The 13207-nt window shown below is 71.0% G+C and carries 14 protein-coding genes; 8 read left to right on the forward strand and 6 right to left on the reverse strand.

Annotation, left to right across the window (positions count from 1 at the left end):
* The first annotated feature begins 19 nt into the window (after window positions 1-19).
* From H4W30_RS31440 to H4W30_RS31450, 3 genes are read left to right on the forward strand one after another with little or no spacing between them, the layout of a single operon-like run.
* Complete coding sequence (locus H4W30_RS31440; RefSeq protein WP_192746086.1) at window positions 20-625, forward strand: bifunctional adenosylcobinamide kinase/adenosylcobinamide-phosphate guanylyltransferase; 606 nt, start codon at window positions 20-22, stop codon at window positions 623-625.
* Window positions 626-634: 9 nt separating this feature from the next.
* Window positions 635-1648, forward strand: coding sequence for a nicotinate-nucleotide--dimethylbenzimidazole phosphoribosyltransferase (cobT, locus tag H4W30_RS31445; protein ID WP_192746087.1), 1014 nt, complete (start codon window positions 635-637; stop codon window positions 1646-1648).
* Window positions 1645-2391 carry an adenosylcobinamide-GDP ribazoletransferase gene (locus H4W30_RS31450; protein WP_192746088.1) on the forward strand — a complete coding sequence of 249 codons (747 nt, stop codon included), beginning with the start codon at window positions 1645-1647 and terminating at the stop codon, window positions 2389-2391. The genes cobT and H4W30_RS31450 overlap by 4 nt, the downstream gene beginning before the upstream one ends.
* A 136-nt stretch (window positions 2392-2527) precedes the next feature.
* Here the strand turns inward: H4W30_RS31450 and H4W30_RS31455 are convergent, their stop codons facing one another.
* Together H4W30_RS31455 and H4W30_RS31460 are read right to left on the reverse strand one after the other, a co-directional pair.
* Entirely contained in the window at window positions 2528-3160 is a 633-nt protein-coding gene (locus H4W30_RS31455; RefSeq protein ID WP_192746089.1) for a hypothetical protein, read from the reverse strand.
* 119 nt (window positions 3161-3279) lie between these two features.
* Window positions 3280-3672, reverse strand: a complete 393-nt coding sequence (locus H4W30_RS31460; RefSeq protein WP_192746090.1) for a MerR family transcriptional regulator — start codon at window positions 3670-3672, stop codon at window positions 3280-3282.
* A 63-nt stretch (window positions 3673-3735) separates the two neighbouring features.
* Between H4W30_RS31460 and H4W30_RS31465 the strand changes: the two genes are divergently transcribed.
* A complete protein-coding gene (locus tag H4W30_RS31465; RefSeq protein ID WP_192746091.1) occupies window positions 3736-4608 on the forward strand; it encodes an NAD(P)-dependent oxidoreductase in 873 nt (290 codons plus the stop codon).
* On the opposite strand, the gene cobC is transcribed toward H4W30_RS31465, so the two are convergent.
* From cobC to H4W30_RS31485, 4 genes are read right to left on the reverse strand one after another with little or no spacing between them, the layout of a single operon-like run.
* A complete protein-coding gene (cobC, locus tag H4W30_RS31470) occupies window positions 4578-5594 on the reverse strand; it encodes an Rv2231c family pyridoxal phosphate-dependent protein CobC (RefSeq protein WP_192746092.1) in 1017 nt (338 codons plus the stop codon). The two genes, H4W30_RS31465 and cobC, sit on opposite strands and share 31 nt — an antisense overlap.
* On the reverse strand, window positions 5587-6921 hold the full coding sequence (locus tag H4W30_RS31475) for a cobyrinate a,c-diamide synthase (RefSeq protein WP_192746093.1): 1335 nt from the start codon (window positions 6919-6921) through the stop codon (window positions 5587-5589). Before H4W30_RS31475 ends, cobC begins: the two co-directional genes overlap by 8 nt.
* Window positions 6915-7529: a cob(I)yrinic acid a,c-diamide adenosyltransferase gene (cobO, locus tag H4W30_RS31480; protein WP_192746094.1), complete on the reverse strand. Its 615-nt coding sequence runs from the start codon at window positions 7527-7529 to the stop codon at window positions 6915-6917. The genes H4W30_RS31475 and cobO overlap by 7 nt, the downstream gene beginning before the upstream one ends.
* Window positions 7529-9487: a putative cobaltochelatase gene (locus H4W30_RS31485; protein WP_192746095.1), complete on the reverse strand. Its 1959-nt coding sequence runs from the start codon at window positions 9485-9487 to the stop codon at window positions 7529-7531. Before H4W30_RS31485 ends, cobO begins: the two co-directional genes overlap by 1 nt.
* Window positions 9488-9546: 59 nt before the next feature.
* Between H4W30_RS31485 and cbiE the strand changes: the two genes are divergently transcribed.
* The 4 genes from cbiE to H4W30_RS31505 are packed head-to-tail and all read left to right on the forward strand — an operon-like array spanning window position 9547 to window position 13191.
* Window positions 9547-10686, forward strand: coding sequence for a precorrin-6y C5,15-methyltransferase (decarboxylating) subunit CbiE (cbiE, locus tag H4W30_RS31490; protein ID WP_192746096.1), 1140 nt, complete (start codon window positions 9547-9549; stop codon window positions 10684-10686).
* Window positions 10683-11444: a precorrin-4 C(11)-methyltransferase gene (gene cobM, locus H4W30_RS31495; RefSeq protein WP_192746097.1), complete on the forward strand. Its 762-nt coding sequence runs from the start codon at window positions 10683-10685 to the stop codon at window positions 11442-11444. The genes cbiE and cobM overlap by 4 nt, the downstream gene beginning before the upstream one ends.
* Window positions 11441-12451, forward strand: a complete 1011-nt coding sequence (locus H4W30_RS31500; protein WP_318780699.1) for a Gfo/Idh/MocA family protein — start codon at window positions 11441-11443, stop codon at window positions 12449-12451. The genes cobM and H4W30_RS31500 overlap by 4 nt, the downstream gene beginning before the upstream one ends.
* A complete protein-coding gene (locus H4W30_RS31505) occupies window positions 12448-13191 on the forward strand; it encodes a cobalt-precorrin-6A reductase (protein WP_192746884.1) in 744 nt (247 codons plus the stop codon). The genes H4W30_RS31500 and H4W30_RS31505 overlap by 4 nt, the downstream gene beginning before the upstream one ends.
* The last annotated feature ends 16 nt before the right edge of the window (window positions 13192-13207 follow it).

Raw genomic sequence — 13207 nt, forward strand, 5'->3', positions numbered from 1 at the left:
GTGCACGAGAATGCGGGGTATGACCAAGCTGACGCACCGCCTCGCGAAGGTCCTGGAGACCCTCGCGCGCGCACTTCGCCGCTACTCGCGCGACGACGGCAAGGTGCTGATACTGGGCGGCGTCCGCTCTGGGAAGTCACACCACGCCGAGCGGCTCGCGTCCCGCCACCCGCACCTGACCTACGTCGCGCCCGGGCTGCCGCCGAGCGCCGAAGATCCCGAATGGGCCGCCAGGGTGGCCGCGCACCGCGCGCGGCGCCCTGCCAACTGGAAGACGGTGGAGACCACCGACCTGGCCACGGTGCTGCGCACGGCGACACATCCGTTGCTCATCGACTGTCTCGGCACGTGGATCAGCCGGGTGCTCGACGAGGTCGGCGCCTGGGAGCAGCGCACGGGCTGGGAGCGGCGGCTCGACGACCGCCTGGAGGACTTCCTGGCAGCGTGGGCGCAGGCCGACGTGCCGGTGATCGCGGTCAGCAACGAGGTCGGCAGCGGTGTGGTGCCCGCGACGGTGTCCGGACGCGTGTTCCGTGATGTGCTGGGCGCGCTGAACAACCGGGTGTCCGCGGTGTCCGACCGGACCGTGCTGGTCGTCGCCGGACGGATGCTCGACCTGCCATAGGGAGTCGCCATGCGTATCGCCACCCCGGACGCCGCCGCCGAAGCCGCCGCGCGCGCCAGACTGGACGGCCTCGTCAAACCGCTGGGTTCACTCGGACGGCTCGAAGACCTGGCCGCCTGGCTCAGCGCCGCGCACGGCGTCGTCCCGCCGCGGCCGCTCGACGACGTCCGTGTGGTCGTCTTCGCCGGGGACCACGGGGTTTCCGGGATGTCGGCGTATCCGCGCGAGATCACCGCGGCGATGGTGCGGGTGTTCCTGGCCGGGAAGAGCGGCGTCAGCGTGCTGGCCGGGCTGGCCGGGGCGAAGGTGCGGGTGCTCGACATCGCGGTGGACTGGGACGGCGCGGACGTGCCCGCCGAGGTCACCGCGCACAAGGTCCGGCGGGGTTCGGGTTCGATCGACGTCGAGGACGCGCTCGCCGAGGGCGAGGCGCGGACGGCGTTCGAGCACGGGCTGGCGATCGCGGACGAGGAGATCGACGGCGGTGCGGATCTGCTGATCCCCGGTGACATGGGGATCGGCAACACGACGATCTGCGCGGCCGTGGTCGCCTCGCTGCTCGGCCTCTTCCCGGAGGACGTCGTCGGCACGGGCACCGGGATCGACGAGGACACGCGGGCACGGAAGCTCGCGGTCGTCGAGGCCGCTTTGGTCAGGTCCGGTGCGGTGAAGGACCCCTTCACGTTGCTGACAGAGCTCGGCAGCGCTTGTCTCGCCGCGACGGCGGGCTTTCTCGTGCAGGCCGCGGTCCGCGGGGTTCCGGTGCTGCTCGACGGCGTCTTCTCCGGGGCCGCCGCGCTCGTCGCGCGTGAAATCGCGCCGGGGGCCGAACAGTGGTGGCTGGCCGGGCATCGGTCGACCGAGCCGTCGCAGGCCTTCGCGTTGAAGGCGCTCGGGCTGGAGCCGATCCTCGACCTCGGGCTGCGGCTCGGCGAGGGCAGCGGCGCCGTGCAGGCGGTGCCGACGCTGAGGGCGGCGCGGGCGATCCTCGCGGACATGGGCCTGCTGGCGGATCTGGCTTGATCGCCGACGCGCTGAAGATGGCCGTCGGCACCCTGACCACCGTCCGGGTGCCGGCGCCAGGGGTGATCGACCGGCAGGTGGCGGGCGGCGCGATGGTGCTCGCCCCGCTGGCCGTCGTGCCGCTCGCGGCCGTCGCCTCGCTGATCGTCTTCCTTGGTGAGTCGATCGGCCTGCCCGCGTTCGCGTCGGCGGCGCTCGCGCTGGGCGCGGTGGCCCTGGGCAGCCGCGGGCTCCATCTGGACGGACTCGCCGACACGGCGGACGGGCTCGGTGCTTCGTACGACCGCGCGCGGGCGCTGGAGGTCATGCGCCGAGGGGATTCCGGGCCGACCGGGATCGCGACCCTGGTGCTGGTGCTGCTGGTGCAGGCCGGCGCGCTGGCCGGGGCGATCTCGGCCGGGCACGGGATCGTGGCGGCCGCGGTGGCGGTCGTCGCCGGACGCGGGGTGCTCTCGCTGTGCTGCGCGCGTGGTGTCCCCTCGGCCCGGGGAGAAGGGCTGGGCGCGACCGTCGCCGGTTCGGTCCCGGTGTGGGCGGCGACGGTGGTGTTCGCCGTGCTCGCGGGCGCGGCGGCGCTGGTACTCCCGTGGTGGCAAGGGCTCGCCGCCGTGGCGCTGGGGTATCTGGCCGCGGCGGCGTTGCTGGCGCGGTGTGTTCAGCGGCTGGGCGGGGTCACCGGGGATGTGCTCGGAGGCTGCGTCGAGGTCGCCGTCGCGGGGGTCTTGCTGGCCTTGTCGTTCTGAGGCTTGGGGGCTTCACAGGACTGTGTGGATTTCGGGTCATCCAACGCACTAAAACCCACACAGCGAGGGACGCGGTCCAGCGGAACGAGGCCGTCCGACACCGCGCTCGAACACGACACCTTTGGGCTACCCGCCCCTAATCGCCCTTACCACTCACGATCCCCGCCGCCAGTTTCTCGTCGATTTCCGGCAGCCAGAAGCACAGTTCGAAGGTCTTCATCCCGGCCCAGAGTCCGAGCTTCCGGCCCTGCGAAACCAAAGTGAGCGACGAGAACAGCAGCAGCACCGCGACGACGGCGGCGACGAACGGGTGTTTGCCCGCGAAGATCTCGACGATCGCGGCGATGGCGCCGAACAACAGTGGCGGCGCGCAGTTGCGCACCATGAGCCCGGACGCGCGCAGCCGCGTGACGTCGGCCGCGACCTCCTTGTCGTGCAGTTGCAGCGCGCACAGCAGGAGATGCGGGTTCTCCTTCAGGAAGGGGCGGTCTTTCGCGGCGGGCATCCGGCGGACGAAATCCTGGGCCGCGTCCCGGTTCCGCCTTCGCGGCACGATCCGCTCCAGCGCTTCCCCGAGCGGATAGGCCAGATAGCCCAGCAGGAAGCTCAGCACCACGATCACGACCACCAGCACCACGGTGGGCACGCCACCGACGCTCGCCGCGGTCAGGATGTGGAGTTTCGCCCCGAGGTAGCCGAAGAACGCGACGTACAGCGCGCCGGGGATGGTGTAGGCGAAGAGATCGAAGACGCCGATCACGAAGTTCACCGGTCCATCCAACCATTTCGGGCGCCGGAATGGTCGTGAGCGAGGAAGCCGGTTCCAGTTGAGGGCGGGGTCGCCAGGGCCCGGCTGGTCGTGAGTGGCAAAGACGGTTCCAACCGTCCTTACCGCTCACGAGCCAGTGCTTCGGCCACCTCGTCGGCGTGCGGGACGGTCGCGGCGATGATGCCGTCCAGCACCTTCCGCGTCGCCGTCATCTCGTCGATCGCCGTAGTGATCCGGTCCCGCTCCCGGTACAGCTCGGGCAGCAGATCGACGCAGGCGGGCGCCAGGCCGTCCCCCAGATCGACCATGCACGGCAGCACCTCGGCGATGGTCGCGGTGCCCAGCCCCGCGGACAGCAGGGTGCGGATGTTGCGCACCCGCGCGACATCCGCTTCCGAATATTCGCGGTACCCACTCGGCCTTCGCACCGGGTGCAGAAGGCCCTGTTCCTCGTAGTAGCGGAGCAACCGCTCCCGCACGCCGGTCCGCCGCACCAGTTCGCCGATCCGCATGAGACAACCAATACACGATCAGGAGTTGACTCTCACATCGATGAGAGACTTTAGCCTTGCCCCATGACCGATCAGAACCTCCCGGTGACCGTCGTCGGACTCGGCCCGATGGGCGCCGCGCTCGCCGCCACCCTGCTCGACCGCGGTCACGACGTGACGGTGTGGAACCGTTCCCCCGGCAAGGACGGCCCGTTGGTGGCGAAAGGCGCCCGGCGGGCGGACGACATCGTGGACGCGGTGTCCGCGAGCCGTCTGGTCGTGGTCTGCCTCGCCGACTACGACGCGCTGTACTCCGCGCTCGGCCCCGCTCGGGAAGCGTTGCGAGGCCGCGTATTGGTGAATTTGAATTCCGGCACGCCGAAGGAGGCGAACGAGGCCCTCCGATGGGCCGAACAGCACGGAACGGGCTATCTCGACGGCGCCATCATGGTTCCCCCCGCGATGGTCGGCCACCCCGGCTCGGTCTTCCTCTACAGCGGTTCCGCCGAGGTTTTCGAGGAATACAAGGGAACCTTGGCCGATCTGGGCGATCCGGTCCATCTCGGCGCGGAACCCGGCCTGGCCGTGCTGTACAACACCGCGCTGCTGAGCATGATGTACTCGTCGATGAACGGATTCCTGCACGCCGCCGCGCTCGTCGGCAGTGCCGGGGTCCCGGCGGCCGAGTTCACGAAGCTCGCCGTCGGCTGGTTCCTGCCCTCGGTGATCGGAGAGATCATCAAGGCCGAGGCGCCCACCATCGACGATGGCGTGTACCCCGGTGAGGCCGGTTCGCTGGAAATGAACGTCACGACGCTGAAGCACATCATCGAGACCAGTCAGGAGAAGGGCGTCGACACCGAGATCCCGGTCCGGAACAAGGAACTTCTGGACCGGGCCGTCGCCGCCGGCTTCGGCAAGAGCGGCTATTGCTCGGTGATCGAGCTGTGGAGGTGAGCCAGGAACGCGTCCACCGTCTCCCGGTCCCGCACCGCGATCCGCAGGTACCGCGCGTCCAGTCCCGGGAAGGTGTCGCCACGCCGGACGGCGAATCCGCGCCCCCGCAGCCTCTCCCGGACACCGTCGGCGCCAGGCAGCCGCACGAGCACGAAAGGCCCCCGGGGCTCTCCCAGCACCTCGACACCCATAGCGGTCAGGCCCGACACCAGATACTCCCGATCCGCCTCCGCCGCCACCGCCAGCTTTTCGGCTTCCTCCAGCGCCGCCGGGCGGCAGCACGCCACCACGGCGACGGCGGCGAGCGACGACACCGACCACGGGGGCTGGACCGCGCGCAGACTGTCCACAACGGACTCGTCCGCCAGCACATACCCCGCACGCAGGCCGGCGATCCCCCAGGTCTTCGTCAGGCTGCGGAGCACGACGAAACCGGGTTGTCCCGCAACGCTTTCGGTCTCGCCGGGGACGGCGTCGAGGAAGGCCTCGTCGACGACCACCAACCTGCCGGGGCGCCCGAGCGCGAGCAGATCCGCGGCCGGGTGCAGCACGGACGTCGGGTTCGTGGGGTTCCCGACGAAGACCAGATCGGCTTCTTCCGGAACTTCGCCCAGCTGGAAGCCGTCGTCGGGAGACAACACCACCCGGTGCACGGCGTGGCCGGCTGCGCGCAGAGCGGCTTCCGGTTCGGTGAACTGCGGATGCACGACGACGGCGTGCGACGGCCGCAAAGCCGTGGCCAGCAACGTGAAGGCCTCGGCCGCGCCGGAAGTCACCAGGACTTGGGACTCCGGCAGCGAATGCCGGGAAGCGACCGCGGCCGTGGCGGCGGTGACGTCCGGATAGGCGGCCAGATCGTCGAGGGCCGCCACCAGTTCGGCGCGCAGCCAAGCGGGCGGCGCCGGAAGGCGGACGTTGACCGCCAGATCGACGAGACCTTCGCCGACCTCGCGATCACCGTGGTGCCAGAGGTCGTAGTCAGCCATGGGCGCGCACCGCGGCGGCGAACCGTTCGGCGAGTTCGGGGTAGCCCGCCCAGTGGACGTGCAGGTACGACGCGTGCAGCGACGCCGACGCGAAGCCGTCGGGAGTGCGATCCCAGCCCCAGGCCGGGGTCGCGCCGCTGCCGGGTTCGATGATCGTGCGGTGGAACTCGTGCCCGGTGACGCGTTGGCCCGCGACGGCGAGCACGCTGTCTGCGGGCGCGAAAGCCTTGCGATAGCCGAGTTTCCCGCGTTTCGTCATGGTGGCCGAGGCGTCGAGGACGCCGGTCATCGGTGTCCCGTCGATGTCCTGGCACAGGTACAGCAGCCCGGCGCATTCCGCCACGACGGGCATTCCGTCACCGACGGCCCGCGCCACCGCGGTCCGCAGCGGGACGTTCGCCGACAGTTCCTCGGCGTGCACCTCGGGAAAGCCGCCACCGAAGTAAAGTCCGGCACAGCTTTCGGGAAGTTCCTTGTCCTGCAACGGATCCACATCGACGACGTCGACACCCGCGGCGGCGAGCAGCTCGACGGCCTCGGTGTAGCGGAAGGTGAACGCGGGACCGGCCGCCGCGGCGACCACCGTACGGCGCCCGTCATACGAGAACGGAGGCCGCCAAGCCTCCCCCGAAAGCCTCGAAGCCGATCGCGCGACCTGCACGATCGCGCCGAGGTCCACGCCCTCGCTGATCCACGCGGCCAGCTCCGGCAACAGCCGCGCCGACTCGCTCGCCCGCTCCGCCGCCGGGACCAGGCCGAGGTGACGGCTGGGCGCGTGGATCTCTTCGTTGCGGTACAACGTTCCCAGCAGCGGGACGCCGGTCGCCTCCAGCGCGGTCACGATCTCGTCCGCGTGCCGCTGAGAGCCCAGCTTGTTCAGGATGACCCCGGCCAGCCGGACACGCGTGTCGTACTGCGCGAACCCCAGCACGGTCGCGGCGACACTGCGGGACGCGGCCGAGGCGTCCACGACCAGCACCACGGGCGCGTCCAGCAGCCGCGCGACATGCGCCGTCGACGCGTACCCCTCGGTGCCGAGCGCCCCGTCGAACAGGCCCATCACGCCTTCGATGACCGCGATGTCGGCACCGGCGGAACCGTGCCGCAGCAACGGGATCAGCCGATCCTCACCCTGGAGGAACGGGTCGAGGTTGCGCGGCGGCCGTCCGGTGGCGAGGGAGTGGTAGCTCGGGTCGATGAAGTCGGGCCCGACCTTGTGCCCGGACACCTTCAGCCCCCGCGCGCGCAACGCCGCCATCAGGCCCGCGGCGATCGTGGTCTTGCCGTGCCCGGAACCGGGCGCGGCGATGACCACACGGTTCACCATTCGATGCCTCGCTGGCCCTTTTGCCCGGCGTCCATCGGATGCTTGACCTTCGTCATCTCGGTGACCAGGTCCGCCGCCTCGATCAGCTCCGGCGGCGCGTACCGGCCGGTGATCACCACGTGCTGGTGACCGGGGCGCTCCGTCAGCGTCGAGACGACGTCGTCCACTTCGAGCCAGCCCCATTTGAGCAGGTAGCTGAACTCGTCGAGGACGTAGAAGTCGTGGGTCTCGGCGGCGAGACGGCGTTTGATCTCGGCCCAGCCCTCGCGGGCGTTCTCGGCGTGGTCCTCCTCGGAACCGGACTTGCGCGCCCAGCTCCAGCCTTCGCCCATCTTGTGCCACTCGACCGCGCCGCCCTGCCCGGTGTCGTCGTGCAGCTTGCCGAGGGCACGGAACGCGGCCTCCTCGCCGACGCGCCACTTCGCCGACTTGACGAACTGGAACACGCCGATCGACCAGCCCTGGTTCCACGCGCGCAGCGCCATCCCGAACGCGGCCGTGGACTTGCCCTTCATCTCGCCGGTGTGCACGGCGAGCAGCGGGCGATTGCGACGCTGACGGGTGGTGAGCCCGTCGTTCGGCACCGTCTCCGGTTTGCCCTGTGGCATTACGCCGCCCTTCCCGAAATACGCGTGCGGACGGTCCCCGCGAGGGTGTCGGCGGCGACCTCGGCGACCGGGACGTGTTCCGCGCCAAGGTGTTCCGCCAGTTCGGCGGCGAGCCCGAGCCGCATTTTCCCGCTCTCGCAGTCCATCACGATCGAGGTCACGTTCCCGGCCAGCAGCCCGGCCGCCTGCCGCGCGCGCTGGACGGCGTCGGCGCCGCTGGTCGCGCGGCCGTCGGTGACGACGACGAGCAGCGGGCGCCGCAATGGATCACGGACCGCCTCGATCCGCAGAACCCTTGCCGCTTCGAGAAGTCCTTCGGCCAGCGGCGTGCGGCCGCCGGTCGCGAGACCGTCCAAACGGGACGCCGCGGCGTCGACACTGATCGTCGGCGGGAGCGCTAGTTCGGCGCCGGAGGCGCGGAAGGTCACCAGGCCCACCTTGTCGCGACGCTGGTACGCGTCGAGCAGCAGCGACAGCACGGCGGTCTTGACCTCGCGCATCCGCTGCCGCGCGCCCATCGAGCCGGACGCGTCGACGCAGAACAGCACCAGGTTGCCCTCGCGCCCTTCCCGCCGCGCGAACCGCAGATCCTGGGGCCGCACCACGAGCCCGGCGCCACTACGGCCGCGGGACCGTTGGTGTGGCGCGGCCGCGCGCACGGTCGCGAGCAGATGCGGATGCCCGTCCTTGGTCCCGGCGGACTGGACGCCGATGGTCCGCCCGTTGTCGGTGATCGCCCTCGACCGGCGTCCGGCGGCGCCCTCACCGGTGCCCTTCACCTCGAAACGCCTGGCACGGAAGGCTTCCCCGGCGCCGACCGGCTTCTGGTCACCGCCGCTCTTGCCGCCGCTCGACGGCTCCTGGCTATCGCCCTCCGACGGCGGAGCCTCGCCACCCTCAGGAGGGGCACCGGAACCGGGGCCGTCGTCGTCGGGTCCCGGGCCTTCGGGCTCGGCGTCCTGCAACGCCTGCTCCAGCTGCTCCTCGGAGATCCCGGGCGCGTCGAAGGGATTGCGGCGACGACGGTGCGGCAGCGCGAGCCGGGCCGCGACCCGGACGTCGTCGGTGGTCACCTCGGTGCGCCCGGCCCAGGCGGCGTGCGCGACCGCGGTCCGCGCGGTCACGATATCCGCGCGCATCCCGTCGACCTCGAAGGACGCGCAGACCTCGGCGATCTGCCGCAGCGCGTCGTCCGGCAGTTTGACCGACGGCAGAAGTCGTTGTGCCGCCTCGATGTCCGCGGCGAGTTCGGCGTCGGCGGCGGCGTACTGGCCGGCGAAACCTTCGGGATCCGCCTCGTAGGCGAGCCGACGGCGGACGACCTCGACGCGCAGTTCGGGATCCCGGCTGGACGCGACCTCCACGGTGAGCCCGAAGCGGTCCAGCAGCTGCGGCCGCAGTTCACCTTCCTCGGGGTTCATCGTGCCGATCAAGACGAACCGGGCCGCGTGCGAGACCGAGACACCCTCGCGCTCGACGGTCGCGCGGCCCATGGCGGCGGCGTCGAGCAGCGTGTCGACCAGGTGGTCGTGCAGGAGGTTGACCTCGTCCACGTACAGCAGCCCGCGATGCGCGGCCGCGAGCAGACCGGGCTGGAAGTCGGTGACGCCGTCCGCGAGCGCGCGTTCCAGGTTCAGCGAACCGATCACGCGGTCTTCGGCCGCGCCGACCGGCAGCTCCACGAGCCGCGCGGGACGGCGATGCGCGGGCGAACCTTCGGCATGCGGCCCGTCCGGGCAGGCCGGGTCGGGTTCGACGGGGTCACAGGAGAAACGGCACGCGTCCACGACGTCGACGCCGGGAAGCAGACCGGCCAGCGCGCGCACCATCGTCGACTTCGCCGTGCCCTTCTCCCCGCGCACCAGCACCCCGCCGACGGCGGGCGAGATCGAGGAAAGCACCAGCGCCAGGCGCAGCTCCGGCATCCCCACAACGGCGGTGAACGGGTACGGCTTCACAGCTCTCCTGTCGTCGACGACCTCCGGCCGATCATCGCATAGGAATTCCGTCGTCTAGCGTGACCGAGGTGCGCGAAAAATCACCCCTGACGGTCGTCGGGATCGGGGCCGACGGCTGGCCCGGCCTGTCCTCGCAGGCCAGGGAAGCGGTGCTGAACGCCGACGTGGTGGTGGGCTCGCCGCGGCAGCTCGCGTACCTGCCCGCCGGGATGAAAAGCGAACCCTGGCCGAGCCCGCTGCTGCCCGGCCTGGACGCCTTCCTCGCCGAGCGGGAGGGCCGCGTCTGTGTGCTGGCCAGCGGCGATCCCCTGCTGTCCGGCATCGGCACGACGCTGATCCAGCGCGGCTACGACGTCGAGGTCCTGCCCGCGCTCTCCTCGGTGACGCTCGCTCGCGCGCGGCTCGGCTGGCCGGCGGAAGAGACCGAGGTCGTCACCGTCGTCGGCCGCGCGATCGGCCGGGTGAACCGTGTACTGGCGCCCGGCCGGAAGATCCTCGTCCTCGGCGCGAACGCCGAAGACCTGCTCGACCTGCTCAAAGCCCGCGGCTACGGCAAGAGCCGCGTCACCGCGCTGTCCGACCTCGGCGGCCCGGACGAGCGGGTCGGCCCCGGCACGCTGACCGTGTTCGCCATCGAGGCCGACGGACCCGCGCTGCCGCTGACCGGCCTCCCCGACGACGTCTTCGAGCACGACGGACAGCTCACCAAACGCGACCTTCGCGCGTCCGCGCTGGCCAGGCTCGCGCCGTCACCCGGCGAGCTGCTGTGGGACGTCGGCGGGGGTGCGGGCAGCGTCGGGATCGAGTGGTCCCGCGTGCATCCCCTGAACCGGGCGATCGCGATCGAGCGGTCGCCCGAGCGAGCCGCCAGGATCACCCGGAACGCCGACGCGCTCGGCGTCCCGGAACTCGAAGTGGTGATCGGCGCGGCGCCGGAAGCACTCGAAGGGCTGGCCGAACCGCAAGCCATCTTCATCGGCGGCGGGCTGACCGTGCCCGGTGTTCTCGACGCCTGCCTGGCGACCGGCGCGCGAATCGTGGCGCACGGCGTGACCCTCGAATCCGAACAGGCCCTGGCCCGCGCGTACGGCGAACACGGCGGGGAGCTGATCCGCGTCGCCGTCGAACAGGCCGCGCCCCTGGGCGGATTCACCGGCTGGACCCCGGCGCGAGCCGTGACCCAATGGAGCAAGTCGTGACAGTCCACTTCATCGGCGCGGGTCCGGGCGCGGCCGACCTCATCACCGTCCGGGGCCGTGACCTGCTCGGCCGCTGCGAGACCTGCCTGTACCCCGGGAGCATGACGCCCACGGACCTGCTCGCCTTTTGCCCGGACGACGCGGTGCTCGTCGACACCGCGAACCTCGACCTGCCCGCGATCGTCGAGCGCATGGTCGAGGCTCACGGGAAGGGCCACGAAATCGCGCGGCTCTGCTCCGGCGATCCGTCGATCTACAGCGCGGTCGCCGAGCAGATGCGCCGCCTCGACGCGGCCGGCGTTCCCTACGACGTCACGCCGGGCGTGCCCGCGTTCGCCGCCGCGGCCGCGCTGCTCAACCGCGAACTGACCGTGCCCGAGGTCGGGCAAAGCCTGGTCATCACGCGCGCGCAGGCCCGGTCGACCGCCATGCCACCAGGGGAAACGCTCGAGAACTTCGCGCGCACCGGCACCACCCTCGCGCTGCATCTGGCGATCAACCGCATCGAGCAGGTAGTCGACGAATTGCGGCCGTTCTACCCCGACGACTGCCCGGCGGCGGTGGTCGCGCTGGCGAGCCAGCCCGGTGAGCAGGTGCTGCGCGGCACACTCGGCACCATCGCGGCGCTGTCCCGCGAGGCCGGGATCAGCCGCGCGGCGATGATCTTCGTCGGGAAAGTCCTTGCCGCCGAAGGGTTTCCCGACAGTTTCCTGTACTCGGCCACCCGCGATCGCGCCAACCAACCGGAGTCGCTGTGAAACTGGGTCATCCTAAAAGCGTTCGCTGGGGCCTGCTGGCCGCCGGGACCATCGCCGCCGAGTTCGCGGCGGGCGTCGAAGAGAGCAAACACGGCGTCCTCGAAGCCGTCGCCGCGCGCTCCGGTGACCGGGCGGCCGAGTTCGCGAGCCGGTTCGAGATCCCGAAATGTTACGGCGCCTACGAAGACCTGCTCGCCGATCCCGACGTCGACGCGATCTACATCTCGACACCGCATCCCCTGCACGGCGAATGGGCGATCCGCGCGGCCGAAGCCGGCAAGCACATCCTGTGCGAGAAACCGCTGACGATGTCCGTCGCCGAAGCCGAGAAGGTCATCGACGCCGCCCGCGCCAACGACGTCTTCCTCATGGAGGCGTTCATGTACCGGCTGCATCCGCAGATCCGGCGGCTGGCCGAGCTGATCTCCTGCGGCGCCATCGGCGAGGTCCGCGCCGTGGACGTCACCTTCAGCTACAACTTCGCCGTCCCCCGGCTCACCGACCCCGCGCTGGGCGGCGGCGGGATCTTCGACGTCGGCTGTTACTGCACGTCGCTCGCGCGGCTGGTCTCGCAGGCGGCGACCGGGCAGGACGTCGTCGAGCCCGAAGAGGTGCTCGGGATGGCGAGACTCGACGAGAACGGCGTCGACGAGGTTTCGTTCGGGCTCCTGCGGCTGCCCGGCGGGGTCCTCGCGCAGCTGGCCTGCGGTTTCCAGCTGACGCAGGACGACCACATCCGCGTGTACGGCTCGGAAGGGCAGCTGTACGTGCCGAAACCGGCGTGGATCCACGAAATGCGCAAACCGAAGACCTCGCAGATCATCCTCACGCCCGAAGGCGGCGAGCCCGAGGTGATCGAGGTCGAAGCGACTCAAGGCCTCTTCGCTCGCGAAGCCGACCACGTCGCCACACACCTCGAAGACCGGCAGGCGCCGGAACTCACCTGGGCGGAGACGCTCGCGAACCTGCGCACGCTGGAGCGGTGGCGCGCGGCCGTGACCCGATGAACCTGCTGATCCTGGGCGGCACCGGCGAAGCACGCGAGCTCGCGAAGGAACTCGTGGCGCGTGGCGAGCACGTCGTGTCCTCGCTCGCGGGCCGCGTCGCGCGACCGAAGCTGCCTCACGGCGAGACCCGCGTCGGCGGCTTCGGCGGCCCGGAGGGTCTCGCACGCTGGCTGACCGAGAACGACGTCGACGCGGTGATCGACGCCACCCATCCCTTCGCCGAACGCATCGGCGCCAACGCGGCCATCGCGGCACGGGAAACCGGCACCCCGCTGCTCAGGCTCGCCCGGCCCGGCTGGACCGAACAGCCCGACGACACCTGGCACTGGGCCGACGACCTCGACCACGCCGCGCGGCTGCTCCCAGCGCTCGGCGACCGCGTGTTCCTCACCAGTGGACGGCAAGGGCTCGCCGCCTTCGCCGGGCTGGATCTCTGGTTCCTGATCCGCTGCGTCGACCCGCCCGAGGTGCCGCTCCCCCGGCGTCACGAGATCCTGCTGGACCGCGGGCCGTACACGGTGGAGAACGAACACGCGCTCATGGAGCGGCACGGGATCGAGGTCCTCGTCACCAAGGACAGCGGCGGCGAGATGACCGCGGCGAAGCTCACAGCCGCCCGCGGGCTCGGCCTTCCGGTGGTCGTCGTCCGACGGCCGTCGCGGCCGGAAACGGCCAGCGTGACGACAGTCCAGGACGCCCTAACCTGGTTGAGCGGCACGGCGAAGGGCAGCCCTGCGTAAGCCGTTCGGACCAGAC

The sequence above is a fragment of the Amycolatopsis roodepoortensis genome, assembly GCF_014873915.1.
In the GTDB taxonomy this organism is placed as follows: Bacteria; Actinomycetota; Actinomycetes; order Mycobacteriales; family Pseudonocardiaceae; genus Amycolatopsis; species Amycolatopsis roodepoortensis.